The organism is Streptomyces europaeiscabiei (assembly GCF_036346855.1).
GTDB classification, from domain to species: domain Bacteria; phylum Actinomycetota; class Actinomycetes; order Streptomycetales; family Streptomycetaceae; genus Streptomyces; species Streptomyces europaeiscabiei.
Map to the genome: position 1 here is coordinate 925921 of NZ_CP107841.1, position 23473 is coordinate 949393.

The 23473-nt window shown below is 71.3% G+C and carries 21 protein-coding genes and 5 pseudogenes; 14 read left to right on the forward strand and 12 right to left on the reverse strand.

Going from position 1 to position 23473, the window contains the following annotated elements; genetic code table 11:
• Positions 1–20 precede the first annotated feature (20 nt).
• A pseudogene (locus OG858_RS04290) lies at positions 21–322 on the reverse strand (SHOCT domain-containing protein).
• A gap of 158 nt (positions 323–480) precedes the next feature.
• Here OG858_RS04290 and OG858_RS04295 point away from each other — a divergent pair.
• The 3 genes from OG858_RS04295 to OG858_RS04305 all read left to right on the forward strand — a co-directional run bounded on the left by OG858_RS04295 (position 481) and on the right by OG858_RS04305 (position 1973).
• Positions 481–1050, forward strand: a complete 570-nt coding sequence (locus OG858_RS04295) for a TetR/AcrR family transcriptional regulator (protein ID WP_319065209.1) — start codon at positions 481–483, stop codon at positions 1048–1050.
• A 35-nt stretch (positions 1051–1085) separates the two neighbouring features.
• Complete coding sequence (locus OG858_RS04300) at positions 1086–1670, forward strand: DUF4865 family protein (RefSeq protein ID WP_086751910.1); 585 nt, start codon at positions 1086–1088, stop codon at positions 1668–1670.
• Between the two features lie 117 nt (positions 1671–1787).
• On the forward strand, positions 1788–1973 hold the full coding sequence (locus OG858_RS04305) for a DUF1272 domain-containing protein (protein WP_086751906.1): 186 nt from the start codon (positions 1788–1790) through the stop codon (positions 1971–1973).
• Positions 1974–2124: 151 nt separating this feature from the next.
• On the opposite strand, the gene OG858_RS04310 is transcribed toward OG858_RS04305, so the two are convergent.
• A complete protein-coding gene (locus OG858_RS04310; protein ID WP_086751908.1) occupies positions 2125–3582 on the reverse strand; it encodes a ketol-acid reductoisomerase in 1458 nt (485 codons plus the stop codon).
• Positions 3583–3672: 90 nt separating this feature from the next.
• Between OG858_RS04310 and ilvY the strand changes: the two genes are divergently transcribed.
• The 3 genes and pseudogenes from ilvY to OG858_RS04325 all read left to right on the forward strand — a co-directional run.
• The gene (gene ilvY, locus OG858_RS04315; protein WP_319261923.1) at positions 3673–4533 is read left to right on the forward strand and encodes an HTH-type transcriptional activator IlvY; all 861 of its coding nucleotides are present in this window, start codon (positions 3673–3675) and stop codon (positions 4531–4533) included.
• 91 nt (positions 4534–4624) lie between these two features.
• Positions 4625–4898: pseudogene (locus OG858_RS04320) on the forward strand (YfhO family protein); the annotation flags it as partial.
• Between the two features lies 1 nt (position 4899).
• Positions 4900–5211: pseudogene (locus OG858_RS04325) on the forward strand (glycosyltransferase); the annotation flags it as partial.
• Positions 5212–5638: 427 nt separating this feature from the next.
• Here OG858_RS04325 and OG858_RS04330 read toward each other — a convergent pair.
• Together OG858_RS04330 and OG858_RS04335 are read right to left on the reverse strand one after the other, a co-directional pair.
• Positions 5639–6382: a hypothetical protein gene (locus OG858_RS04330; protein ID WP_328545126.1), complete on the reverse strand. Its 744-nt coding sequence runs from the start codon at positions 6380–6382 to the stop codon at positions 5639–5641.
• Between the two features lie 21 nt (positions 6383–6403).
• Positions 6404–7030 (reverse strand): hypothetical protein, encoded by a 627-nt coding sequence (locus OG858_RS04335; RefSeq protein WP_179201116.1) that lies wholly within the window; start codon positions 7028–7030, stop codon positions 6404–6406.
• 355 nt (positions 7031–7385) lie between these two features.
• On the opposite strand from OG858_RS04335, the gene OG858_RS04340 reads away from it, so the two are divergent.
• The 4 genes and pseudogenes from OG858_RS04340 to OG858_RS04355 all read left to right on the forward strand — a co-directional run.
• The gene (locus OG858_RS04340) at positions 7386–7922 is read left to right on the forward strand and encodes an RNA polymerase sigma factor (protein WP_408059376.1); all 537 of its coding nucleotides are present in this window, start codon (positions 7386–7388) and stop codon (positions 7920–7922) included.
• A gap of 10 nt (positions 7923–7932) precedes the next feature.
• A complete protein-coding gene (locus OG858_RS04345; RefSeq protein WP_327743112.1) occupies positions 7933–8532 on the forward strand; it encodes a hypothetical protein in 600 nt (199 codons plus the stop codon).
• A 40-nt stretch (positions 8533–8572) separates the two neighbouring features.
• Complete coding sequence (locus OG858_RS04350; protein ID WP_319261930.1) at positions 8573–9706, forward strand: transposase; 1134 nt, start codon at positions 8573–8575, stop codon at positions 9704–9706.
• Positions 9707–9738: 32 nt separating this feature from the next.
• A pseudogene (locus OG858_RS04355) lies at positions 9739–9890 on the forward strand (GtrA family protein); the annotation flags it as partial.
• 6 nt (positions 9891–9896) lie between these two features.
• On the opposite strand, the gene OG858_RS04360 reads toward OG858_RS04355, so the two are convergent.
• Positions 9897–11138: an ROK family protein gene (locus tag OG858_RS04360; RefSeq protein ID WP_319065202.1), complete on the reverse strand. Its 1242-nt coding sequence runs from the start codon at positions 11136–11138 to the stop codon at positions 9897–9899.
• Between the two features lie 52 nt (positions 11139–11190).
• Complete coding sequence (locus OG858_RS04365) at positions 11191–11919, reverse strand: alpha-ketoglutarate-dependent dioxygenase AlkB family protein (protein ID WP_086752178.1); 729 nt, start codon at positions 11917–11919, stop codon at positions 11191–11193.
• A 70-nt stretch (positions 11920–11989) separates the two neighbouring features.
• Between OG858_RS04365 and OG858_RS04370 the strand changes: the two genes are divergently transcribed.
• The gene (locus tag OG858_RS04370; RefSeq protein ID WP_319065200.1) at positions 11990–13150 is read left to right on the forward strand and encodes a methyltransferase; all 1161 of its coding nucleotides are present in this window, start codon (positions 11990–11992) and stop codon (positions 13148–13150) included.
• On the opposite strand, the gene OG858_RS04375 is transcribed toward OG858_RS04370, so the two are convergent.
• From OG858_RS04375 to OG858_RS04385, 3 genes are all read right to left on the reverse strand, one after another.
• On the reverse strand, positions 13137–13934 hold the full coding sequence (locus tag OG858_RS04375; RefSeq protein WP_086752174.1) for an AraC family transcriptional regulator: 798 nt from the start codon (positions 13932–13934) through the stop codon (positions 13137–13139). The two genes, OG858_RS04370 and OG858_RS04375, sit on opposite strands and share 14 nt — an antisense overlap.
• 297 nt (positions 13935–14231) lie before the next feature.
• A complete protein-coding gene (locus OG858_RS04380; protein ID WP_319065198.1) occupies positions 14232–15128 on the reverse strand; it encodes a class II fructose-bisphosphate aldolase in 897 nt (298 codons plus the stop codon).
• A gap of 23 nt (positions 15129–15151) precedes the next feature.
• A complete protein-coding gene (locus tag OG858_RS04385) occupies positions 15152–16042 on the reverse strand; it encodes an SIS domain-containing protein (RefSeq protein ID WP_086753413.1) in 891 nt (296 codons plus the stop codon).
• Between the two features lie 101 nt (positions 16043–16143).
• Between OG858_RS04385 and OG858_RS04390 the strand changes: the two genes are divergently transcribed.
• Positions 16144–16923, forward strand: a complete 780-nt coding sequence (locus tag OG858_RS04390) for a DeoR/GlpR family DNA-binding transcription regulator (RefSeq protein WP_037690693.1) — start codon at positions 16144–16146, stop codon at positions 16921–16923.
• Between the two features lie 115 nt (positions 16924–17038).
• Here the strand turns inward: OG858_RS04390 and OG858_RS04395 are convergent, their stop codons facing one another.
• On the reverse strand, positions 17039–18043 hold the full coding sequence (locus OG858_RS04395; RefSeq protein ID WP_086753411.1) for an Lrp/AsnC family transcriptional regulator: 1005 nt from the start codon (positions 18041–18043) through the stop codon (positions 17039–17041).
• Positions 18044–18277: 234 nt separating this feature from the next.
• On the opposite strand from OG858_RS04395, the gene OG858_RS04400 reads away from it, so the two are divergent.
• Entirely contained in the window at positions 18278–19609 is a 1332-nt protein-coding gene (locus tag OG858_RS04400; protein ID WP_319065196.1) for an Nramp family divalent metal transporter, read from the forward strand.
• Entirely contained in the window at positions 19606–21108 is a 1503-nt protein-coding gene (locus OG858_RS04405; RefSeq protein WP_086754038.1) for an amidase, read from the forward strand. The genes OG858_RS04400 and OG858_RS04405 overlap by 4 nt, the downstream gene beginning before the upstream one ends.
• Before the next feature lie 35 nt (positions 21109–21143).
• Here OG858_RS04405 and OG858_RS04410 read toward each other — a convergent pair whose 3' ends face one another.
• Both OG858_RS04410 and OG858_RS04415 read right to left on the reverse strand, forming a co-directional pair.
• Positions 21144–22115, reverse strand: coding sequence for a hypothetical protein (locus OG858_RS04410; RefSeq protein WP_328545125.1), 972 nt, complete (start codon positions 22113–22115; stop codon positions 21144–21146).
• Between the two features lie 696 nt (positions 22116–22811).
• Positions 22812–23446: pseudogene (locus OG858_RS04415) on the reverse strand (LLM class flavin-dependent oxidoreductase); the annotation flags it as partial.
• Positions 23447–23473 lie beyond the last annotated feature (27 nt).

The following is a 23473-nucleotide window of genomic DNA, read 5'->3' on the forward strand; positions in this document are numbered from 1 at the left end:
TCGTACGTCGGTCGCGGTGGTCATGTCGCACCGCCCTTCGAGTCCGGGCCGAACTGCTCGTCCAGGACGGACAGGCGGCGCCGGCACTCGTCCTCGTCGATCTCCCCGGAGGCGAAGCGGCGGCCGAGCACCGCGATCGGGGAGTCACCCAAGCGGTGAGGGCCGTCGTACGGACGGGAGTCCGCGCACCCCGGTCCACGACGGTCCCGGCGGACGGTCGGCGCAGGAGATTGGCCGCGCCGACGAAGACCGCCGCCCAGATCAGCGGGAGAAACAGGATCCAGGGGCCGGGGCCCGCGTCCCGGTTCGCGAGGGTCTGCATCTCGAACTCATTCTTGGTCGCGTCCGTCCTTCCGAGATGCTTCGAGGCTCTCGCGGGGAGGGGTGCAGGTCGTCGTACGACCTACGGCAGCGGGAGTACCTCCTCCGAACTACGCCGAGTGCCCAGATTCTGTAACTACCAGTATGTACAGTCGGGGTATGAGCACCCCGGAGCGTCTGATCGAGTCCACCCGCGAGTTGCTGTGGGAGCGCGGCTATGTGGGCACCAGCCCCAAGGCCATCCTGGAGCGCTCGGGTACGGGGCAGGGCAGCATGTACCACCACTTCAGGGGGAAACCGGATCTCGCCCTGGCCGCGATCCGCCGGACGGCCGAGGAGTTGCGGGCTGCCGCCCAGGGAGTGCTCGACGGGCCGGGCTCGCCGTACGAGCGCGTCGAGGCGTATCTGCGGCGCGAGCGGGACGTCCTGCGCGGCTGCCCTGTCGGGCGGCTCACGATGGATCCGGATGTGATCGCGAGCGAGAAGCTGCGGGCTCCGGTGGACGAGACGCTCGACTGGCTGCGTGAACGCCTCGCCGGGCTCGTCGAGGAGGGCAGGGAGAAGGGGCAGTTCGCGCCGGAGCTGGATGCGGAGGAGATCGCCGCGACGATCGTCGCGACCGTGCAGGGCGGCTACGTCCTGGCCCGCGCGTCGGGCTCGCCGGCCGCCTTCGACGCCGGGGTCCGGGGGCTGCTCGCCCTGCTCCGGCCGGCTCGCCCCGCTCGCTAGATCCGCACGACTCGACAGCCGGCCGGAGGCACGTCATGCACGCCATGCAGTACGAGATCACCCTGCCCGCCGACTATGACATGGAGGTCGTCCGACGACGCGTGGCGAGTCGCGGGCACGCGCTCGACGCCTGGGAGGGCCTCGGCCTCAAGGCGTATCTGATACGTGAGCGGGGTGTGCACGGCTCGCCCGTGAACCAGTACGCGCCCTTCTACCTGTGGAACAGCGTGGAGGGCATGAACTCCTTCTTCTGGGGTGGCGGTTTCCAGGGCATCGTCGACGACTTCGGGCGTCCGTCGGCTCACCAGTGGACGGGCCTGGCGTACGAGGCGGGCGGCGGCGCCGGCTCCCCCGCGCGGGTGGCGGTGCGGGCGCGGCGGCCGGTGCCGGGCGGGGTGCCGTTGGGCGAGGTCGTCGAGGACGCGGTGCGCGGGACGGAGCGGCTCGCCTCGTTGGACGGGGCGGTGCTCGCGGCGGCGGCCGTGGACACCTCCCGTTGGGAGATCGTCCACTTCTCGGTCTGGGACCACGACGCACCGAAGGCCGAGGGCGAGACCTTCCAGGTACTGCACATGAGCACTCCCGAACGCGACCGACTGCCACGGGGCCGGCAGTGGTGACACGTCCGTGGCCCGATCGTGCTGATCTCTGACCCGCGGGCGGCTTTCGGCCACGCGCGGGGTGCCGAGGATGGGAGGTGACAGGTCACGGCACCCGATCCGAGAAAGGCCCCGCACATGGCACTGGAGATGCGCGACCGCTGCGAGCGCTGTGCGACGACGGCCCTGCCCGCCGACGCCCCGGCCCGCATCTGCTCGTACGAGTGCACGTTCTGTGTGCCCTGCGGCGAGGCTATGCATGAGATCTGCCCCAATTGCGGCGGGGAGTTGGTGGCAAGACCTCGCCGCCGGACAGCCGCGTAGGCGGGCAGACGTCGGGCGTCAGGCGTCAGGCGTCAGGCGTCAGGCGTCAGGCATCAGGCATCAGGCATCAGGCATCAGGCATCAGGCATCAGGCATCAGGCATCAGGCATCAGGCATCAGGCATCAGGCATCAGGCATCAGGCATCAGGCATCAGGCTACGGAGATGTTCACCGACGGCCGGAGCTTCGCCGCCGCGGCCAGGGCCTCGTGGACGGGATGTCCGTCGAAGGACGCCACCAGGGCTCGGTCTGCGGGGTGATGGGCTGCCGGGTAGGCGATCTGTTCGTAGGCGGTCTGGAAGCGGGGGCCCCAGCGGCGGGCACCGAGGCGGGCCGTGCGGGAGCAGTTGTCGACCATGTACGCGACGTCGCGGGCGTGCATGTAGGGCAGGAGGGAGTCGACGGCCTCGATGACGGACTCGTTGACGATCTCCGACCAGGGGTGGCCGCGCTCGGCGAACTCGTCGATCTGCGCGGTCATGGTGGCGACGAAGACACCGGCGGTGAACGGCTCCACGGGCAGGTCGCGTTCGCCCCGGCGGGCGTGTGCCCGGTCGCTCACGGACCACATCGGTGAGCCGCCGATCCCGCTCATCGGGCGGGTACCGAGGCGGCGTTCGGCCAGGACGACGCTGCGCAGTTCGGTGCCGTCGGCGACCTCGTCGTAGATCTCCGCGACGATCTCACGGGCGGGCCCGTACGTGGCCGTGTAGGCGCGGTCGAAGACGTCCCGGCCGGCCGTGTCGAGGCCCTCGCGCACCGCGCGGAGCCCGCCGTGGGAGATGGTGCGGGCGATCGGGCCGGTGATGTTCTCGCAGGAGCGCTCGTACGCGGTCAGCTCGTCGTCCCCGGCGAGCCGGTGGCGGGTGTACAGGCTCTCGACGATGCCGTGGACGGCGCCGAGCAGGATGGCGCGCTCGCCGACGATGTCGGAGAGGTACTCGCTCTCCAGGGTGGTCCGGAAGGTGTACGGGGAGCCCAGGGCCACCGACCAGGCGAGGGCACGGTCAGTCGCCTTGCCGTCGGGGTCGGCGTGGACGGCGTAACTGCTGTTGATCCCGGCGCCGTTGGTCTCGGCGCCCTGCTCGTACAGACGGCGCACCGAGTCGCCCATGCCCTTCGGGCAGACCGCGATGACGCCGTGTCCGGGCGGGAAGTCGCCGCCGGTCTCGCGGAGATGGCCGAGGAGGAAGCCGTGGGAGAGGCCGATGGTGGCGCCGGGCTTCAGGGCGGTGAAGATCTCCCGGTGGTGGGCGGCGAGGGCCGCGTCCGCGATCAGCAGGATGACGAGGTCGCTCTCGGCGGTGACGGCGAGCCAGTCGCCAAGAGTTCCGTCCGTCTCGGTGAAGCCGTGGGCGCGGGCGTCGGCGGCCGAGGCCGAGCCCGGGCGCAGTCCGACGGCGACGGTGATGTCGGTGCCGGAGAGGGAGTCGCGCAGGTTGCGGGCCTGGGCCCGGCCCTGCGGGCCCCAGCCGATGACTCCGACGCGGCGCACCCCGGCGAGGGCCTGCGGCAGCAGCGGGAAGAGGTGGCGGCCGCCGCGCAGGACGGTCTCGGTGCCGCCGGGCACGTCCATGGTTTCGAGAACGAAGACGGTGGAGGTGGTCATGGTTGAGTTGTAGGGTCCGGGCGAGTGTTGCGGCAAGCGCAACCTTTGCAGCGGGGCGTTGCAGAAGACGGAAGAGCCAGGTGGGCGGGTATGCGGGACGATCATCGCGAGCTGCGGCTGTTCCTTCATCTGGCCCGGACACTGAACTTCGGCCGGAGCAGCATGGACTGCCATGTCAGCCCGGCGACGCTGACCCGTACCGTGCAGCGGTTGGAGTCCGGCCTCGGGCACCGGCTCTTCGACCGGGGTCCGAGGGGCGTCTCACTGACGGCCGAGGGGCATCGCTTCCGTGAATACGCCGTGCGGGCCCTGGAGTTGTGGCGCGCGTACCGCGAGGAGCATCCGGACCCGGCCGAACTGACCGGGCGGCTGGCCGTGTTCGCGACGGTGACCGCGTGTCAGGCACTGCTGCCGGACCTGTTGACGCCGTTCCGTACGGCCCATCCGCAGGTCCGCCTCGATCTGCGTACGGGGGACGCGGCGCCAGCGCTGGCCCGGCTGGACGAGGGCGAGGTGGACGTGGCGGTCGCGGGCATCCCGGCACGGCTGCCGGAGCCGCTGGTGAGCCGGACCGTGGCGACGACGGACCTGGTGTTCGTCACCGCGCGCGACCGCCCGGACCCCGGCATCGGCGGCCCCTTCGTCCTCCCCCACCGCGGTCTGGTCCGTGACGCCGCCGACCGCTGGTTCCGCTCCCGCGGCACCGCCCCCGACCTGGCGGCCGAACCGGAGGGCCACGAGGCGCTGTTGACCCTCGTCGCACTGGGCTGCGGCACCGGTGTGGTCCCCCGGCTGGTGCTCGACCACAGCGCCGTACGCGACCGGCTCACGACCATCCCCACCGACACACCGCCCGAACCGTTCCCGATCGGGCTGTGTGTGCGACGGGCGGATCTGCGGCGGCCGCAGGTGGCGGCGTTGTGGAGCCTCACGGCGGAGTTCACCTCCTGATCACTTTTGGAGGCAACTCCCGTACCCGCGAAGCAATTGCCCACCTCCCGTCTCCCACCGTATTCAGAGTCTCGGAGTCACTGCATTCACTGTGCCGTTCCACGCGCACCTGTGGGCCCTGCCGCACGGCAGGGCCCACGGCGGACTGCTCGTCAACCGGCAGTCCGGGTTCGGCGCCACCTTCCTGCCCGACCCCGGTACGTACGTCAGCAGCCCGTTCGCTCTGCTCGTGGCGGTGTTCCAGGGACGAGATCGACCTCGCGGTGTACGTGGTCACCGTGCTGAAGGTGGCGTCGGCCGCCGCCGCGACGGCTTGGCTGCCGCTCGCCCTGCGCCCCGGCCGATGGTGGGCAGCGGGACTGGTGCCTCTTCTCCTTCGTCGGCTTCCCCGGCACGGCCTTCGAGTACGAGAACGCCGTGCGCGAACACAAGGTGGATCGTGGGCGCCGCGCTCGTCAACGGCGTGGAGGCACCGGGCCATGTCACCATCGTCATGGCCGTCACCGCCCTCACCGGCGTACAGATGATCATGTGATCATGCTCGGGGTGATCGGGGAGTACACCGGCCGGATCCACTACGAGGTCAAGGGGCGCCCGCACTTCCTGGTGAAGGCGACCAATATGGAGCACATGGAGGGGCACGCGGCGTGCGGCACGACGATGGACTTCATTCGCTGATGCGGACGGCCACGCGCACGGAGAAGTTCCCCTACCATGTCGCCGCTGGTGAGCGCGTCGTCAGCGAAGGAGGAACCCGCCTTGTCGGGTGCGCTGAAGAAGCTCCAGTGTCCGGTTGCAGCGTCCGGGCATGATATGCCTCCCAACATCGCACCGTTCAGGCTTTGCCCTGTCATGCCGTGGTCCGCCCGCAAGCGAAGAAGGGCGCCACCCGGGCTGCTCCACTCGCCCGCAAGCTCCGACTGATCAATGCGAGCTGCGCCTCCACCTGCATCAGCGCAGGCAGCGCAGGCCCATGCCAACGCGGCGACCAGAGCCGACCACCGTCTCGCTGAAGCGCTCATTCTCATCCCACCCCACTCAAGGGGGCCCGCAACCACACATGGCGACGCGGTGCGGGACCCCCTTGCAGGCAGCAAGCCGTTGCTCAGCTGCAGGCCGTGGCCGACGGCGGGGGGCCGAACTGCTTCTTCTCGCCCGGTTTCGCGGCCTTCAGCTCCGCAATCCGGGCTTCGCTACTCTGACCGGCCGTCTTGTCTTCCAGGCTGAAGTTGGGGCTGCCGGGGTCGGCTTCCTTGCGAGCCTCCGAAGCGGAGCGCGACCTGCCTTCCAGCTCGTCTTCCCTGATCACCTTGTTGTCGAAGGGAATGTTGGAGTCGATGCCGAGGCCGCGCCACTTTGCGGGAATCGGTGGGTCGCCGGGGCTGCAGCGAGCCTCCTCCCACACGATGGACATGATGTAGCTGTGGCCCACCTCAAGGCGGGGGGCGTCGTGCCCGGCCATCTTCACCTTGTTTGACATGTCCGCGCCGGTGAAGTGCCAGCCGAAGGCCGAGTACGAGAACGACTGCGGTGCCGGTTTGTCGCTGTCGGCGCTGGACCACAGGACCTTGTCGACTGTGAGCGTCACATACCGTGGGATCAGTCCCTCGCCGCGCTCGGCCGCCGCCCGGCCGGGGGCGTTCTCCTTCTCCGAGGCAACGGTGACTGCCACTACGTGATCGGCGTAGGTAACCCAGTCCGACGCCGTCTGGTTGGGCAAATGGTCGCTGCCGTGGGCCAGCGTTATCGGTTCCTCCGTCGCCGAGTTCTGCGCGATGAAGGCGGCGGAAGTCGTGATGGTTGCTGCGGCGACTGCACCGAGAGCAGCAATGCGCATGGCGTGTTTCACGTGATTGTCCTCTCGGCTCTGTCAGTTGGGCTTGATGTAGTGGGCGTTGATGTTGTCCGCTTGGTTGTCACCAAGCGGTTCGCAGTAGTCGACGGGCGTCTGCATGCAGCCGAGGGCACTGTTGGTCTTCAACAACTGGGGCGAAGCGTCGTCTCCGTGCAGGAGGCCGACTGCGTGCCCGGTCTCATGGCAACTGAGGCCGGGAGTGTAGGAGCCGGCTCCCCTGATGCGGATGTACTGCTGGTCGCATTCGTACTCAGCTGCGGGGCTGTCGTCGTTGCACCAGGTAAACCCATCAGCGTCATCCGGGATATCGGTGCTGCCTTCCTGGTAGATGATGTCCGTCTCCGCATCCCCGGAGAACGTCGGATTTGAGTCGTAGTAAATGGCGAGGTCGGTCGACGAGTACTGGGAAGCCAGCATGTCTCTGACGATGTCCTTGTCGCCCGCTTCGAGTTCGTACTCGCCGCTGCTGTCCATGTTGTAGTACACGGATCCGTTGTTCGTCTGGCAGACGGTTACGCTGCTGAAGATGCCGGGCTCACTGCAACTCGGGTTGTGGTTGCCTGTCGGGACGAGGTTGTCGGTGACAGCGGCCCACGCGACGCCGGCGCCGAGCAGCACCCCGGCCACCGCGATCGTGAGCACGTTCCTGGCCCGGCGCCAGGAGGGTTTCGATCCGGTTTGCTGCGCAGTCTCCCCTTACGCGTCTCATGGGTTGGCCCTTACTGAAGGTCGAAGCCCGACCACCGGATGCGCGAGCGTCCGCATGTGCTAAACACTTCGAGAGTTATGTCCGGCTCCTCCAGCAGCCACATAATATGAACGCACATTCGCCTACCTGTCGACAGAATGCAGCTTTATGAGCACACCTCATGCCACAAGGCCGCGCTCGACCCAGGGCACGCCGCGAACAGGCCCATGCCACCGCAAACGGGTCCATGCCACCGTGAACGTTTCCCAGGGCTGCCTCCGTCATAGATGAAACGAAGAAGGGCTGCAAATGACAGGAAGGCGCGGAGCGAAGCGAGCCGACAGCATGCACTCGCTGGCCGACGTGGCGGTGGACACTGGCAGGATACGGGCGGTGCTCGCCTTGGGCGGGGTGCCTCTGGACGCACTGGACGACGGGATGCAGCAGGTCAGGCTGAAGCCGCTCGAAGAGCAGGCCAACCCCGCCGCCGCCAAGATCCGTAATCCGTCGGCATGGGTTGCCGTGGTCGCCTCCCGGGTTGCCGCGGACTGGCACCGGGCCCGGAAGCGGGACGCGGGTCTCCGCGAACGGCCGGCCGAGCGGTGGTCGCGGCGTCCCCCGACGGATCACCCCGAGGAGGACCGGGTGCTCGCCCTGACCGTGTCGGAGGGCCTGGAGGCTCTGCCCACGGCGCAGCGACAGGTGCTTGCCCTGCGCTATTGCGCCGACCTGACTGTCCGGGACATCGCGCTGCAGCTGGACATCCCGGAGGGCACGGTCAAGAGCCGGCTGCACGCGGCCATCTCCGCCATGCGAACGCGGCTCAATGAGATGGAGGTGATCTGAGGTGACGCATGTGACCAAGACCGAAGAGGAGAAGCTGCGGCGCGCCCTCGCCATGATCGGTGAGGAGGCGGGCCGGGATGAGGTGGTCCCGGAGCCACGCGCCCGTACCACCCCTTGGTGGCGGCACTGGGGGACGGTCACCGGGGGACTGGTCACTGCGGCGGCGCTCTGTGCCGGCGTCCTGGTGCTGGCGCTCGGCGACGACAAGCCGACTGGACCCTCCGGTGGCAACCAGAGCGGAAAGGGGCAGACGCTCGAGGAATGGATCGCCTGCGCCCGAGTGATCGCCGAGGGCGACGTAGCGGCGGTACGCGACAGCGAGGAACCCGGCAGGGTCATCGTCACCTTCGATGTGGACGACTGGATCAAACCTGCACAGGGCACCAAGCGAGTTGATCTCGACCTCGTCGACCCCACGGAGGCAGGCGTCCACCCGAGCTGGAAGGCGGGCACGCATGCTCTGATCGTGGTGCCCGAACGCCACGACCTGCCGGCCGATACGTTCGAGGGCGCCCAGTTGGACAGGTACCGCGATCAGATCGAGCGCGCACTGCCCAAGGCCCCGGAAGCCGGATGCCCGGCGTACTGGCAGGACCCACAGGGCCGTTGATGGCTTCGGAGACAGCGGAATTGCGCCCGACGAGATCGACTTGGAGTCCCGCCGCCCGCTCGATGTCCTGCCCGGCCGGGACGCCGATCCGCTGGCCGACTGGCTACGCGGCCATCCCGAGGTGCAGATCATCTGCCGCGACAGGGCCGGCGCCTACGCCGAGGGCGCGCGTTCCGGCGCTCCCCAGGCCCAGCAGGTCGCGGACGTCTGGCACTTGTGGCGCAACCTCGCCGAGGCCGTCGATAAGACGGTCGGCACTCACCATCCGTGCATCCGGGCGGTGTTCGCCACGCCCCCGGTCGCCGATGATCCGGCCTCAAAGCCCCTGGCCACCTTGGTGCCGCCGGTTGAATCCGAGCCGTTCGACCCGCCCGACGGCACGCTCGATGTCCTGGGGCAGCCGCGGCGGCTGGTCGCGCGCACGACGGAGCGATTCGAAGCGGTGCAAGAACGGCTGGCTGCAGGGATGTCGCTGGCCGCGATCCGCCGCGAGTTACGGCTGGACCACTCGACGGTGCGGCGCTTCGCCCGTGCCCAGAGCCTGGACGAGCTCCTGGTCAAGGCCGTCAACCGAACCTCGATCCTGGACCCGCACAAGCCCTACCTGCACCAGCGGTGGAACCAGGGCTGCCACGACATTCCCCAGCTCCACCGCGAACTGCGCGAGCAGGCCTTCACCGGCGACGTCCAGGGCGTGCGCCGCTATTTCCGCCCCTTCAAGAAACCCCGTAGTCCCAGGCCAGAGCACCCTCCAGCGCCGCGGCCGGAACCGCGGCCGGCGCCCAAGCCCCGCCGAGTTGTGCGCTGGATCATGACCAACCCCGGACGCCTCACGGACCGTGATACGGCAGAGCTCAAGGAGATCAGGGCTGCTTGCCCGCACCTCGACGCTGCTGCACGCCACGTCCGCGACTTCGCCGACATGATGCGCGACCTCCGCGGCGATCAACTCCCCGACTGGATGGACCGGGTCACGCGAGACGAACTCCCCGCCTTGCACTCCCTGGTCAACGGCCTGCGCCGTGACTTCGACGCCGTCACCACCGGCCTCAGCAGCCCATGGAGCTCCGGCCAGGTCGAAGGGCATGTCTGCAGAGTCAAGTTCCTCAAGCGCATGGGTTTCGGCCGGGCCAAACTCGACCTGCTCCGCAGACGCATCCTGCACAGCCCGTGATCGGCACCGTCACAAGATCCCCGACAGAGCCCAATTTCCTGATCACGACGGCTGGTGTGTATGTGCTCGTGGATGTCCTGCACGCGGGCAACCGGTTCGCCCCCTGCTCGCGTCGGGGGCGGCGATTCCGGTGACGTTCATGGTGTCCCGCACGATCATGCTGCGAGGTCCACGGCCCTGGTGAAGGCGGTCAGACCAGCGCGCCCAGCGGGTCGTCGAGTACCGGCTGCCACGCCAGCTCGGCCGCCCCGACCAGGCTGTTGTGGTCCAGCGTGCAGGCCAGGATCGGGGGGACCCCGCTCTGCCTCCCCCACAGGCTGCGGTCCGCGACGACGGCGCGCAGCCGGTCGGGGTCGGCGTCGAGGAGGGCGCGGTGCATGCCGCCGAGGATGATGCGGTCGGGGTTGAGGATGTTGACCAGGCCCGCGAGCCCGAGGCCGAGGCGGTCGATGATGGCCTCGGCGGCCGTGCGGACGCCCGGGTCGGCGTACTGGGTGCGGATGAGCTCGTTGGCCTGCTGGAGGAGTGAGCCCTCGGGACCCGGGTCGCGGCCGACGGCGGTGAGAAAGGCCCGCGGGTCGGCCTCGACGTCGAGGCAGCCTCGGCTGCCGCAGTGACAGGGGCGGCCCTCGGGGTTGACGGTGAGGTGGCCGACTTCGAGGGCGAGGCCCGAACTGCCCGTGTGCAGACGGCCGTCGAGGACCAGCGCACCGCCGACGCCCCGGTGTCCGGTCGCCACGCACAGCAGATCACGGGAGCCCCGCCCGGCGCCGTGCCGGTGTTCGGCGAGAGCGGCGAGGTTGACGTCGTTCGCCGCGAACGCGGGCCCCTCGATCCCGGCCGCGCGCACCCGTTCGGCGAAGATCTCCCGGACGGGCGCCCCGGCGGGCCAGGCCAGGTGCAGCGGGTTCAGCGCCAGCCCCGCCGGTTCGGCGACCGCGGACGGCACGGCGAGCCCCGCGCCCACACACCGCCGGCCGGTCTCGCGCAGGAGTGCGGCGGCCGCGTCGACGACCGAGCCGAGCACCTTGGCCGGGTCGGCGTCCACGATCTCGCAGGCGGGCGCGGTGGCGACGATCCGCCCGCCGAGGCCGACCAGCGCTGCCCGCCAGCCGTCGGCGTGCACCTGGGCGGCAAGCGCTACGGGTCCCCCCTCGGCGACTTCGAGGCGGTGGGAGGGCCGGCCCTGCGAACCGGCGGCGGCGCCCGGATGCGCGTCGACCCGGATCAGCCCCAGCGCCTCCAGCTCGGCGGCGACGGCACCCGCCGTGGCCCGGGTGACGCCCAGCTCGGCGGTGAGCACGGCCCTCGTCGGCGCCCGTCCGGTGTGCACCAGCTCCAGCGCCGGACCGAGCGCACCCCTGCCCCGGTCCAGCCGAGTCCGTGTCGTCGCCCCTTCGCCCGCCGCCTTGGGGGCCGCCTTCCCGTCCATGAGGGGGAGTCTCCCATGATCCGCTCGGCATCGAACCCCCGCCCGGCGAGCCTCAGCCGTCGCCGAGGCCGCTGACCCGCAGGGTGACGTTCAGCCGACCGGTCAGCCCCAGTCCGGTCGGCGCGGTCCCCCCGTACACCCGGGGCACTCCGTGGTACGCCTGCCGTGACGCCCCGCCGAACACGAAGAGATCACCGCTGCGCAGCTCCACGTCCGTGTACGGCCGTGTCCGTGTCTCCGTGTTACCGAAGCGGAAGACGCAGGTGTCGCCGAGGCTCAGCGACACCACCGGCGCGTCCGAATCCTCGTCGCTGTCCCGGTGCATGCCCATGCGGGCGTCGGCGTCGTAGAAGTTGATCAGGGCGATGTCGTACGGGGCCGTCGCCTCCGCCGCGCCCAGCGCGTCCGCGACCGCGCGCCGGCCCAGCTCGCCCAACCAACCGGGGAACGGTTTCACGGGCGTCCCGTCGCCGTCGACGACCGTGCGGGCGTAGGCGTACGGGTACCGGTGCCGTCCGGGGCATCCGGGATTGTCCCGGACGGCCCGCCCGCAGTTCGGGCACCTTTGTACGGGAGCCCAGTGCCGACCGAGGCAGACCTGCCGGGCGGTCATCGTGCCGCCGCCCGGGGTGCGGACCGTACGGAGCCCGGCTGGCGGTCTGGCCCAGTCGCGGCAGGCGTCCAGGAGCCGCCCCTGCTGTTCCGCGTCCAGCCAGTCCGGGACGTGGACCGCGCCGGGCGCGATCTCCGTGCGGCCGCGGGGGAACAGCTCGGCGTCCATGGGGGCCATCATCCCGCACGGCCACTCGGGGAAGAGGCCTGAGCCGTGGCTCGGTTAGCCTGGGCACACGATGAGCGACCGTATGACCGCGCCCTGGGGCGAGTACACCCTGGCCCGCTTCCCCGAGAACCCCCGTGACCAGCTGCGCGCCTGGGACGCGTCCGACGCGTATCTGCTGCGCCACCTCGCGGAGAGCGGGACGCCGTTGGACGGCACGGTCGTGGTCGTCGGGGACCGCTGGGGTGCGCTGACCACCGCGCTGGCCGCGTACGGGCCGACGCAGATCACCGACTCGCTCCTGAGCCGGGAGGCGACGCGGGCGAACCTGGAGCGGATTGGCGTCGCGGCCGACACGGTACGGCTGCTCACCACCCGGGACACGCCCCCGGACCGCGTCGACGTGCTGCTCGTCCGGGTCCCCAAGAGCCTCGCGCTCCTGGAGGACCAGCTGCACCGGCTCGCGCCCGCCGTGCACGAGGGCACGGTCGTGATCGGCACCGGGATGGTCAAGGAGATCCACACCTCCACGCTCAAGCTCTTCGAGCGGATCCTCGGCCCCACCCGCACCTCGTTCGCCCAGCAGAAGGCGCGGCTGATCCTCTGCACCCCGGATACGAGGATCCTTGCGGCGCGGGGCAGGGATCCATGGCCTTACAGCTATCAACTGCCTGGCGACATCGGCCTGTTGGCGGGGCGGACCGTCATCAACCACGCGGGCGTGTTCTGCGCCGACCGACTGGACATCGGCACCCGCTTCTTCCTGCGGCATCTGCCGAAGAACCCTGGTGGCGGACGCGTCGTCGATCTGGGATGCGGCAACGGTGTGGTCGGTACGGCGGTCGCACTGGCCGATCCGGACGCCGAGGTGGTGTTCGTCGACGAGTCCTACCAGGCGGTGGCCTCGGCGGAGGCGACGTACCGGGCGAACCGGCCGGACTCCGACGGCAGAGCCGAGTTCCTGGTCGGCGACGGGCTGGAGACGTTCCCGCCGGGGAGTGTCGATCTCGTCCTCAACAACCCGCCGTTCCACTCCCACCAGGCGACGACCGACGCCACGGCCCGGCGGATGTTCACCGGGGCGCGGCGGGCGCTGCGGCCGGGCGGTGAACTGTGGGTGGTCGGCAACCGCCATCTGGCCTATCACGTGACGCTGCGACGGATCTTCGGCAACAGTGAAGTCGTCGCGAGTGACGCCAAGTTCGTGGTGCTGAAGGCGGTCAGGCGGGGTTAGCGGCTCCTGCCGGGAACGTGGCCCCTCTCAGGGCGCGCGGCGAGGCGCCCAGCTCCCGGCGGCAGGCCTTGTTGAAGGCCTGGAGGTCGGGGATGCCGACGGAGGCGGCCACGGCTGGGATGGACAGGGTCGTGGCCCGGAGCAGATGGTGGGCGCGTTCGAGTCTGCGGCGGCGGACGTAGGCAACGACCGTGCCGCCCGTCTCGGCGTGGAACAGCCGGGTCAGGTGGTTGTGGGAGACACCGGCCACGCGGGCCACCTCCGGGATGGTGAGCGGGGCGGCCAGGTGAGCCTCGATGTGGGCGATGGCGGTGGTGACCGCCGGGTGCGGACCGGTGCCCGCGGTGGCGGGCGGGGTCAGATGGGCGACGCGCCACAGGGTGGTCCAGATCTCGGCCCGGGTACGGTCGGGCTCGCTCGGGGCGGCGGCCACGGCCTGGAGCAACAGCCCGGTGAGGCCGGGGAGTTCGGGTCCGGCGTCCTGTACGACCGGAACCGTGCGGGAGGGTCCGGCCGGGGCGATGCGCAGATGGGCGAAGAGGTGTTCGGAGCGGCCCCGGTAGCGGTAGCGGACCGTGGTGCCGGGCGGTACGAGGCTGACCCGCCCGGGGCGGATGGGGTGGGCCGTGCCGTCGACGGTCAGTTCGGCCTCGTACTGATAGAGGTGCAGCTGCCACAGTTCCGGCAGCCGGAACACGTCCGTGCTGCTCGCCACGCCGTGCACGCCGACACCGATGAGGGCGACGACCGGCGGCTCACCGAGGTGGATCTCCGTCTCCCGCATGACCGGAAAAATAGCAGTGACGGGCGTCACACTCCGACCCCGGAGGTCGCACCTCGCAAGACGGTCACATTCCCACGCGGCACGAACCCGTACAGACTGCCGCACAGGCTCGTACGGGCTGCCACGCAGACTCGGGCACCCGGCTCGCACCGGCCGCCACGCAGACTCGCGCACCCGGCTCGCACCGGCCGCCACGCAGACTCGCGCACCCGGCTCGCACCGGCCGCCACGCAGACTCGCGCACCCGGCTCGCACCGGCCGCCACGCAGACTCGCGCACCCGGCTCGCACCGGCCTCCTACGCGGGTGGGGCGGCCTCTTCCGTCCGCAGGACGCCGATGAGGCGGGCCACCGTGTCCGCCATCGCCGCCCGGCCCGCCGTGAGGTACTTGCGCGGGTCCACCACCTCGGGGCGGGCGGTGAGGTACTCCCGGATCGCGCCGGTCAGCGCGATGTTGAGCGCGGTGCCGATGTTGACCTTCGCGATGCCGCCCGCGACGGCCGTGCGCAGTTCGTCGTCCGGGACGCCGGAGGAGCCGTGCAGGACGAGAGGGACGTCCAGGGCACCGGCCAGCCGTTTCAGGAGGACGTGGTCGAGGGCCGCGGTGCGGGTGGTCATCGCGTGCGAGCTGCCGATGGCGACGGCGAGCGCGTCCACGCCCGAGTCGGCCACGAAGGCCCGCGCCTCGTCGGGGTCGGTGCGGGCGCCGGGGGCGTGCGCGTCGAGCGGCGGTGCGCCGTTGTCGCCTCCCACCTGCACTGCGTCCTTCCCGCCCACCCGGCCCAGCTCTGCCTCGATCCACAGTCCTTGGCCGTGCGCCCACTGCACGGCGGCGTGCGTCGCGGCCAGGTTGTCCAGGTAGGGCAGGCGCGAGGCGTCGTACATCACGGAGCTGAACCCGGCGTCGGCTGCCCGGCGCAGCAGGTCGTCGCTCCGGACGTGGTCGAGGTGGAGGGCGACGGGCACGGCCGCCCGCTCGGCGGCGGCGGACGCGGCGCGGGCCAGCGGGAGCAGGTCCCCGTCGTGGAACCTGACCGCGTTCTCGCTGACCTGGAGGACGACCGGCGCGGCGGCGGCCTCGGCGCCCGCGACGACCGCCTCGACGTGCTCCAGGGTGATGACGTTGAACGCGGCCACCGCACAGTGCGCGGCGGCGGCCCCGGTGATCAGTTCACGGGTCGTCGTGAGCGGCACAACTCCTCCTGGTTCAGCCTGGTTCAGCGGTCGTTCGAATCGAGGATCACCGAACGCGTGAGGTGGCGCGGTCGGTCGGGGTCGAGTCCGCGGGCGGCGGCGACGGCGACGGCGAGGCGCTGGGCGCGGACCAGTTCGGCGAGCGGATCGAGCCCGCCGGCCACCCACACCCCGCCGGTCGCCCGTACCTGCTCGGCCAGCCCCTCGGGCGCCTCGCCCAGCATCCAGGTCACCGTCCCCTCGGTGGTGACGCTGATCGGGCCGTGCCGGTACTCCATCGCCGGGTAGGCCTCGCTCCACGCCAGCGCCGCCTCGCGCAACTTCAGCGCGGCCTCGTTGGCGAGGCCCACGGTCCAGCCCCGGCCGAGAAAGGTGAACTGGCTGCTGCCGACGAGGCCTTCGGGCAGGGGCTCCTCCAGCGCGGTGCGCGCGTCGGCGACGGCCGCCTCGGTGTGTCGGCCCAGGTTGGCACGCAGGAGAGTGAAGGCGGTCGTGGCGAAGCGGGTCTGCACGACGGACTTCTCGTCGGCGAAGCCCAGGACAATGACATCGTCCGCGGCCGCCATCACGGGGGTGCCCGGATCGGCGGTGATCGCCGTCGTACGGGTGCGGCCCCGCAGCGCGCCCAGCAGTTCCAGCACCTCGGTGGTGGTGCCGGAGCGGGTGAGGGCGACGACGCGGTCGTAGGCCCGCCCCAGGGGGAACTCCGAGGCCGCGAAGGCGTCCGTCTGCCCCAGACCGGTCCGTTCACGCAGCACGGCGGCGGCCTGCGCCATGAAGTACGACGTCCCACAGCCGACGAGCGCCACCCGCTCTCCCGGCGCCGGCAGGACCCCGGCGTGTTCCACCGCCTCGGCGGCCACCCGGGCCCAGCACTCGGGCTGGCTGTTCAGCTCGTCCTCGACGTGGGTCATGCGGCCACCCTCCCCAGGAGACACGGACTGATGCTCTTTTCTGCAAGATATAGTCACCTTTCGAGCATCTTCAAGCAAGAGGATCGGCACGAGGAGGGCCCATGTCCCGCGACACCCGTTGGCAGACGCTGCTCGAACTGCTCGTCGAGCGGGAGCGGCTGGACGTCGAGGAGATCGCCGTCGAGCTGGGTGTGTCCGCCGCGACGATCCGGCGCGACTTCGACCGGCTCGCGGAGCAGCAGATGCTCGTCCGTACCCGGGGCGGAGCGGTCGTGCACGGCGTCTCGTACGAGCTGCCGCTCCGCTACAGGACGGCGCGGCGGGCCACCGAGAAGCAACGCATCGCGAAGGCCGTGGCGGATCTCGTCGCCCCCGGCGAGGCGGTCGGCCTGACCGGTGGCACGACCACCACCGAGGTCGCGCGGGCGCTGGCCGTACGGGGTGATCTGGCGTCCGGCGCGCCCGCGCTGACCGTCGTCACGAACGCGCTCAACATCGCGAGCGAGCTGGCCGTGCGGCCCCAGTTCAAGATCGTGGTGACGGGCGGGGTGGCCCGCGCCCGGTCGTACGAACTCGTCGGCCCGCTCGCCGACGGCGTGCTCGACCGGATCACCCTGGACGTGGCCGTCCTCGGCGTGGTCGCCCTGGACGTGGTCCACGGCGCCGCCGCCCACGACGAGGCGGAGGCCGCCGTCAACCGGCTGCTGTGCGAGCGCGCCGGACGGGTCGTGGTCGCGGCCGACTCCAGCAAGCTGGGGAGGCGGGCCTTCGCCTGGATCTGCGCGGCCGAGTCGGTGGACACGCTGGTCACGGACTCGGCCGCGACGCCGGAGAGCGTGCGGCGCTTCGAGGAGGCCGGGGTGCGGGTCGTCGCCGTCTGAGGGCGGGCGCCTGCGGCCCGGGAGTGTCATGTCCGTCCTGGAACCCGGGAGGGGTCGGGTCGGTCCCGTGGCACGGGAGCGTCGTGTCGCACCTGGAGCCCGGCAGGGCCTCGGGTCAGTCCTGGAGCCAAGGGGCCAGCAGGCCGCCCCGCTTCAGGGTGGTGAGGACGAGGGCGACGTCGATCGACGCCACCTCGCGGAGCCAGGGGGAGCGGGTGACGAAGTCGTGGAGGGCGGATTCGTCGGGAAACGCGGTGAGGATGAGCAGTTGGCGTTCGCCGGTGACGACGCTGGCGTAGCGGACATGGGCGGAATCGGCGAGGGCCGTCGTCACGGAGTCCACCTCGGCCGGGAGTGTGCGGGCCCGGAGGACGGCCTCGACCGGCAGTCCGAGCACGGCGGGTTCGATCACGGCGCGGATGCGGACCTTGCCCTCGCGCCGTAACGCGCCGAGGCGGCGTCTCGCGGTGGCCTCCGACACGCCCGAGATGCGCGCGAGTTCGTCGTAGGTGCGGCGCCCGTCCTCCCCGAGGGCATGCAGCAACAGCCGGTCGACGCGGGAGAGTTCGGGTGAGGCTCCGCCGGTCGGCAGGGGATCGGTGACCGGCGGCGACGCGGTGTCGGAGGGGTCCTCGCACTTCAGCGCGGCCATCTCGGCCTCGGTGAGGAGGCCCGCGTGCCACTCCCGGATCGTGCGGACGTGGCGCAACACCGGCAGGGTACGGGTCTCCACCACGCCCGGCAGCCCGGCGAGTTCGTCCAGTACCAGGCCCGCCAGCCGTTCGCGCGGCCAGCGCAGTTCCGCGAGGCAGTCCGGGGTGCCGGTGAGGACGTGGGCGAAGACGCAGTCGGGGCGGCGGGCCAGCGCGGTGGCGGTGACCCGGGCCCGGCCGGGGGCGCACCGGACACCGACCACCACACTGCGGCCGCGCATCGCCATCGCCCCGATCCGCACCAGGCCGGCCTCCAGCAGCCGGGTGCCCCGGCGGGCGACGGTCCGTTCGGGCTCGCCGAGGGCCGCCGCGATGCGGTGCCAGGCGGCCCGGCCGTCGATCTGCAGCGCGCTGATGATGCGCCGGTCCAGCGAATCCGTCACGGGACCGGTCTGCGGTGCGTCCATCGGCCCCAGCCTATGGCGGATTCCGTCAACTCCGCAGGGGTTCTTGTTCCCTTCCGTCGCCGTGGCCCAGCCTGCCGTGAAGTGGAATCGCATGGTCCCGCACGGTCTCCCCGCCGTGCGGGCGCGTCCACCGTCCCTCTCGACCCCGTCCCTCTCGGCCCTCTGCCCACCGTCCCCCATGGCCCGTACGAGCCGCACGAACCCATGACTCCCGTAACTCCCCGATGTACGGAGATGGTTGACGTGACCGTGACTCCCGGCAGTCCCCCACGTTCCGCCGCCACCGGCTCCACCGCGCCGACGCCCCTCCGGTCCTCCGGCACCCGGCGCGGCCGATGGGCCCTCCTGGGTCCCGGGCTGGTGCTGGCCGCCGCGAGCGTGGGCGCGGGCGACATGGTGACGTCCCTCGCGGGCGCCGCCGGATACGGGATGGCGCTGATGTGGGCCATCGTCATCGGTGTCGTCCTCAAGTACGCGCTCACCGAGGCGGTGGGCCGCCTGTACCTGGCCACCGGACAGACCGTGATCGCGAGCCTGAAGTCGGCCGCCCGCTGGCTCCCGGCGGCGTTCATGCTGTTCGTCCTGGTGATCGGCCTGCTGTACGGGGCGGCGCTCAGCTCGGTGGCGTCCCTGGCGCTGTCCACGCTGTTCCCCGTGCTGCCGGTCAGGCCCGTCGGCGTGGTGATCGCGCTGGCGGCGGCCGCGGTCGTGTACGTCGGGCGGTACACGGTGTTCGAGCGGGTGATGAGCGTCTTCATGCTCGCCAAGTTCCTCGGCATGGCCGTCCTGGCGGTGGCCACGCTCGCCACCGCGGACGACCTTCCCGGTCTCCTCGGCACGCTGCGCCCCAGGCTGCCGGAGGGTGACGTGGTGACGGTGCTCGCGTTGGTCGGCGGGGTGGGCGGGACGGCCGGGATCGCTTCGTACAGCTACTGGGTGCGGGAGAAGGGCTGGGCGGGCCGGAGCCGTCTGCGGATCATGCGGGCGGACTCGGCGGTGAGTTACGGCGTCACCCTGCTGTTCGTGCTGTGCACCACGGTGGTGGGGACGGGCCTGCTCCATGGCACGGGCGGGAGCATCACCGGCAGCGACGGGCTGGCGGCGCTCGCGGATCCACTCGGCGCCGATCTGGGGTCGGTGGCGCGGGTGCTGTTCCTGGGGACGTTCTTCCTGGTGACCCTGAGCGCGCTCGTCGGCGGTTTCAACGGCCTGTGCTACCTGCTCGCCGACTCGCTGCGGGCGCTGCGCGGCATCCCCGACGCCGAGGCGGAGCCCCACATCGCACAGCGCGGCCGCCCGTTCCGCCTGTTCGTTCTCTACTGCGCCGTCACCGCGGTCGCCGTCACCTTCCTGGGCCGGCCGGTCCCGCTCGTCCTCACCTACGCCGCCGTCGGCTCGCTGATCCTGCCGCTGCTCGCGGGCGCGCTGCTGGTGCTGCTCAACCGCCGGAGCGTGGAGCCCGCGCTTCGCAACAACATCACCTCGAACGTGCTGCTGGGCGGATCCTTCGTGCTCTTCGGAGTCCTCGCGGTCGTCCAGCTCAAGAACTCCCTGGGAGGGGCGTGAACCACCCCGTGAACCATCTCGTCGACCACCCCGCGCGCTACCCCGTGAACCCGACGGGCGACGCGGACCCGACGGACGATCTGTGCTTCCGGACGGCGTACGAACTCTCCGTCGCGCTGGCGCGCGGCGAGGTGTCCGCGCGGGAGGTCGTGACCGCCCACCTGGAGCGGATCGAGCGGGTCAATCCGGCGGTGAACGCGATCGTGACGCTGGTGGCCGACCGGGCGCTGGAGCAGGCGGCCGAGGCGGACGACCGGATGGCCGCCGGGGAGCCGGTGGGCCCGTTGCACGGGCTGCCCGTCGCGCACAAGGACCTGCACGACACGGCGGGCATCCGGACGACGTCCGGTTCGCCGATCTTCGCAGACCGGGTGCCCGACCACGACCATCTGGTCGTCGAGCGGCTGCGGAAGGCGGGGGCGATCACCCTGGGCAAGACCAACGTCCCCGAACTGGGCCTGGGTTCACACACCGTCAACCCCGTCTTCGGGGCCACTCGCAACCCCTACGACCTCTCCCGCAGTGCCGGTGGCAGCAGCGGAGGGGCTGGGGCGGCCCTCGCCTGCGGGATGCAGCCCATCGCCGACGGCAGCGACACCGGCGGCTCCCTGCGCAATCCCGCCTCCTTCAACAACGTCGTCGGTCTGCGCCCCTCCCCTGGCCGGGTGCCGTCCTGGCCCGACAAGGCACCGTGGGGCCAGCTGTCGGTGAAGGGGCCGATGGCCCGGACCGTGGCGGACGTCGCCCTGACCCTGTCCGTGATGGCCGGACCCGACCCCCGCGACCCGCGCTCCCTGCAGACGCCCGGTTCCACCTTCGCCTGGCAACTCGACGGCGGGCTGAAGGGGTTGCGGGTCGCCTGGTCCCCCGATCTCGGCGGGCAGGTGCCCGTCGACCCGGAGGTACGGGACGCGCTGCGCCCGGCGGCCGAGACGTTCGCCGCGCTGGGCTGCGACGTCGAGGAGGCCTGCCCGGATTTCTCCGGTGCGGACGAGGTGTTCCTCGCCCAGCGTGCCTGGCAGCTGGAGCTCTCCTACGGATTGCTGCTGGACGAGCACCGCGACCGGCTGGCCCCGGACGTGATCTGGAACATCGAGGAGGGCCGAAGGCTCGGCGGACCCGACCTCGGGCGCGCGCAGGCGCTGCACGGCGCCCTCTTCCACCGGGTCCGCGAGTTCTTCGGGCGGTACGACCTGCTGCTGCTGCCGGTCAGCCAGGTCGCGCCCTTCGACATCGGCCTGGCGTACCCGACGGTGGTCGACGGCACCCCCATGGAGACCTATCTCGACTGGATGCGCTCGGCGTACCTGATCTCCGTCACGGGCTGCCCCGCCCTGTCCGTCCCGGCCGGGTTCACCCCGCAGGGCCTGCCGGTCGGGCTGCAGATCGTGGGCCCGCACCGGAGGGACTGGTCGGTCCTGAAGGCCGGCCACGCCTTCGAACGGGCGACGCGCGTCGGCGAGCGGCGACCGCCGGTGGTGATGGCCGAGGACGTGTAGGTCCCAGCGGGTGCGGGACGGCGCGTCGCCGCTCGTCAGTGGGAGTGGCCGGTCGACGTCTCGTGCGGCTCCTCCGGTGCGGCCGCCGCGCCCGTGCGGACCGTGAACGCCGCCGTGTGGACCTTGCCCTCGTGCTTGAAGTCGAGGAACAGGCGGTAGGCGCCGTCGCTGGGCGCGGTGGCCGCGAAGGAGATGTCCGGCCCGGGTGCGGTCCTGCCGTCGCCGGGCTCGCCGTTGGGATGCACATGCAGGTAGGCGAGGTCGCCGGAGCGCAGGGCGACCAGGTGGCCGTACGCGCCGAGGTAGGGCTGGAGGTCGGTGACGGGCCTGCCGTCCCGGGAGACCTTCAGCTTGAGTTCGCTCGCGGCGCCCGGGCGCAGGCCGCCGGTCAGCTCGACCTCGTAGCCGTTGACCTCGGCGGTGCCGCTCGGTGCCGGGAGCTTCTCCGGCTTGTAGGTGCCCCCGGCCGCGAGGTCGGCGCCGAGCGTGAGGTTCTCGGCGTCCTTCCCGGCGGGGGTGAAGTCGGCGAAGACGCGGTAGTCGCCCGCCCCGGGCAGGTCGACGGGGGTGCTCCAGGTGCCGTCGGCGGTGCGGGTGGGGTGCAGGTGGCGGTAGGTGACCAGGTCGCGTGAGGCGACGATGAGGTGGAGTTCCTTGTCGTGCTCGCGTTGGAACGCGGTGACGGCGCGGCCGTCCTCGTCCCGGATGACGAAGCGCAGGTCGGTGCGCTGCCCGGCGGTGACGCCCGGGGTCCGCAGGTCGAGGGTGTAGCCACCCTCGGAGATCTGCAGCCCGCCGGCCGGGGCCGGTGCCTGCCCGCCCTCGCCCTCGCCGTCTCCGGGATCCGGTGACTCCTCGGTGTGGTCGTCGTGGCGCGCGGGCGTGCCCTCCGTGCTCTCCGTGGAGTCCGAGAGGACGGGCTCGACGCCCTTGCCCACGCCGTAGGCGGTGCCGAACGTCGCGGCCAGCGCGGCGGCGAAGGCGGTGACTCTCAGTCCGGTGTTCATGGCCGTCTCCTTCGGGGTCCGTGGTCCCCACACAGCCCACCATACCCCTGGGGGGTATTGCGTCAAGCAGCATGAGCAACTTGCGCCTGATACCCTCCAGGGGTATCAGGGTCCTGCGTGAGGATACCCCCACCCCGTATCTGCTCAACAACCCGCCCACGGGCGGGGGTGCGGATCGTGCGGCGTGCCGGCTCTTGTGGTCGCGCACAACGGGCGGGGAGCGCCAGCGAGCGGGGGCGCGCACGACGGGCGCCAGGAGCCGGATGTGGGCGCCTCAACCCTCCGCGAGAGGCTGGTCCACGATCACCGAGGTGTCTGCCGCTGACCGGATTCCGGTACCGGGTGCTGGTGCTGGCGCCCGACCGTGGAGCGGGAGTCGCGGCCGGTGGTGACCTTCCGGTGGATGGCGACCGCGGGCGAAAAACCTTGATCACGTCCGCATCGGGCTTGTTCCATTGGCCAAGGAATGGACGGGCGCGGGAGGAGGGCGATTCGAGACGACGCCGCCCCCATCGGCGAAGAATCAGGTTTGGCATTCGACACCATTCACCGGGCCGGCGGGCGCTTTTGACAACGAGACAGGCCTTCCTCACGTCCGGAACCCAACCCTCGTATTCACATGGGGTTGCCGAGTCGATATCGACGCCTTTCCGTTGCTCGGACCGCGAGAAATCCCGTCAAGGGCGGTCACGAGAACACGACGACCTGCCCCCGCGGGGGACGCGGCACGATCGCGGGGCCCTTCACCGTGAACGTGTCGCCGGTGAAGTCGATGGGGTGGAGCCGGTCGCGGTCGAGATACCGGCTGGTGGCCACGGAACGGATGACCGCGTCGTCCTCCCACGAGTCCCACAGCGCGCGTACCGCCTCGACACCGTCTCGGGACTCGCGCGCCCGGCGGCGGCCCCTTCGACGAGGGGGCGTCCCCAGGCACGTGCCGCTTCGGGCCGTGTCTCCTCGCCGACCACCCACCCGGCGCGCCCGACCGAGATGTGGTCGAGGGACGCCAACTGGCTGGAGACATGGAACGGTTCGGCGTACGTGAGGGGGACGACCGGTGCGACACCGACGACGCTCGTCGACGCGGCGATGAACGCGGCCCGCTCCACCGCGCCGATCCGGCCGACCGTGTCGGGCGCGGGACCGGGCGGCAGCGCGCCGTCGTCCAGGGTGAGCAGCGTGAACCCGGCGCTCTCCGCGGCGGCGGCGACACGCGCCACCCGGCGCGGGGTCAGCAGATGGTCGGGAGCGTGGGCGGCACGGCGCCAGGCCGCGGGATGGGCGCCGTCACCGTCGAGTTCGACGGCGAGACGCAGGGCGGGGCCGGACATGAGGTTCCTTCCGAGGGCACGACGAGA

Excerpts from the sequence above, each read along its gene's own strand:
- OG858_RS04295 (WP_319065209.1), top strand. The coding sequence starts at position 481 with ATGAGCACCCCGGAGCGTCTGATCGAGTCCACCCGCGAGTTGCTGTGG.
- OG858_RS04300 (WP_086751910.1), top strand. The coding sequence starts at position 1,086 with ATGCACGCCATGCAGTACGAGATCACCCTGCCCGCCGACTATGACATG.
- OG858_RS04305 (WP_086751906.1), top strand. The coding sequence starts at position 1,788 with ATGGCACTGGAGATGCGCGACCGCTGCGAGCGCTGTGCGACGACGGCC.
- OG858_RS04310 (WP_086751908.1), bottom strand. The coding sequence starts at position 3,582 with ATGACCACCTCCACCGTCTTCGTTCTCGAAACCATGGACGTGCCCGGC.
- ilvY (WP_319261923.1), top strand. The coding sequence starts at position 3,673 with ATGCGGGACGATCATCGCGAGCTGCGGCTGTTCCTTCATCTGGCCCGG.
- OG858_RS04340 (WP_408059376.1), top strand. The coding sequence starts at position 7,386 with ATGACAGGAAGGCGCGGAGCGAAGCGAGCCGACAGCATGCACTCGCTG.
- OG858_RS04360 (WP_319065202.1), bottom strand. The coding sequence starts at position 11,138 with ATGGACGGGAAGGCGGCCCCCAAGGCGGCGGGCGAAGGGGCGACGACA.
- OG858_RS04365 (WP_086752178.1), bottom strand. The coding sequence starts at position 11,919 with ATGGACGCCGAGCTGTTCCCCCGCGGCCGCACGGAGATCGCGCCCGGC.
- OG858_RS04370 (WP_319065200.1), top strand. The coding sequence starts at position 11,990 with ATGAGCGACCGTATGACCGCGCCCTGGGGCGAGTACACCCTGGCCCGC.
- OG858_RS04375 (WP_086752174.1), bottom strand. The coding sequence starts at position 13,934 with ATGCGGGAGACGGAGATCCACCTCGGTGAGCCGCCGGTCGTCGCCCTC.
- OG858_RS04385 (WP_086753413.1), bottom strand. The coding sequence starts at position 16,042 with ATGACCCACGTCGAGGACGAGCTGAACAGCCAGCCCGAGTGCTGGGCC.
- OG858_RS04390 (WP_037690693.1), top strand. The coding sequence starts at position 16,144 with ATGTCCCGCGACACCCGTTGGCAGACGCTGCTCGAACTGCTCGTCGAG.
- OG858_RS04395 (WP_086753411.1), bottom strand. The coding sequence starts at position 18,043 with ATGGACGCACCGCAGACCGGTCCCGTGACGGATTCGCTGGACCGGCGC.
- OG858_RS04400 (WP_319065196.1), top strand. The coding sequence starts at position 18,278 with ATGGTTGACGTGACCGTGACTCCCGGCAGTCCCCCACGTTCCGCCGCC.
- OG858_RS04410 (WP_328545125.1), bottom strand. The coding sequence starts at position 22,115 with ATGAACACCGGACTGAGAGTCACCGCCTTCGCCGCCGCGCTGGCCGCG.